General features: G+C 64.5%; 1 protein-coding gene. It reads right to left on the bottom strand.

Annotation, left to right across the window (positions count from 1 at the left end; genetic code table 11):
• The coding region (locus J2W40_RS20540) for a UDP-glucose dehydrogenase family protein (protein ID WP_310227826.1) at positions 1-1,124 on the bottom strand (1,124 nt) is incomplete at both ends.

Raw genomic sequence — 1,124 nt, 5'->3', positions numbered from 1 at the left:
GCCAGCGTGAACCCCGCCTCTGTGACTTCGGCGAGGGGGTAGATGTTGCGCAGATCGACGAGCGCATTGCCGTTCATCGCACTGGCAAGGCGCTTCATGTCGAGCGCGCGGAAAATGTCCCATTCGGTGACCAGCACCAGCACATCGGCACCCTCGGCTGCTTCATACGCATCCTTGGCCATGGTGACATTGGGCATCATCGGTGCGGCGACCGCCATCCCTTCGGGGTCATAGGCGACGATCCTGGCGCCCGCATCCTCCAGCGCCTGGACGATGGCCAGGCTCGGCGCATCGCGCATGTCGTCGGTATTGGGCTTGAAGGTCAAGCCCAGCAGCGCGACTTTTTTGCCGCGTGCATCGCCGCCCAGCGCCTTGACGATCTTGCGCCCCATGGCGCGCTTGCGCAGGTCGTTGACCTGCACCACCGTCTCGACGATGCGGATCGGCGTGTCATGGTCCTGCCCGGTCTTGACCAGCGCCAGCGTATCCTTGGGGAAGCAGGAGCCGCCATAGCCCGGTCCTGCATGCAGGAATTTGGAACCGATGCGATTGTCGAGGCCGATGCCGCGCGACACGTCCTGCACATCAGCGCCGACCGCCTCGCACAGGTCCGCCATCTCGTTGATGAAGGTGATCTTGGTCGCCAGGAAAGCATTGGCGGCATATTTGATGAGTTCGGCGGTGCGCCGCCCGGTGAACATCAACGGTGCCTGGTTCAGGTTGAGCGGGCGATAGACCTGGCTCATTACCGCAATGGCGCGTTCCGAGCCGGTGGTGCCGACGACGACGCGGTCGGGGCGCTTGAAATCGCCGATCGCCGCGCCTTCGCGCAGGAATTCGGGGTTGGACACGACCTGGATGTCGAGATCGGGCTTCAATTCCCGCGCGATTCGTTCGACCTCGTCGCCGGTGCCGACGGGCACGGTCGACTTGGTGACTATCACGGCTGGGCCATCAAGCGCGGCGACGATTTCCTGCGCTGCAGCATAGACATAGGAGAGATCGGCATGGCCATCGCCCCGGCGCGAGGGCGTGCCGACCGCGATGAAGATCGCGTCCGCGCCCTTGACGCCGGCCGCAAGGTCCGTGGTGAAGGTCAGGCGGCCCGCCTCGGCATTATTGCC

Origin of the sequence: Sphingobium xenophagum (genome assembly GCF_031457465.1) — a bacterium.
Lineage (GTDB): Bacteria > Pseudomonadota > Alphaproteobacteria > Sphingomonadales > Sphingomonadaceae > Sphingobium > Sphingobium xenophagum_A.
Note: the sequence above shows the minus strand (reverse complement) of the source record. Positions and strands in the feature narration are given on the sequence as shown.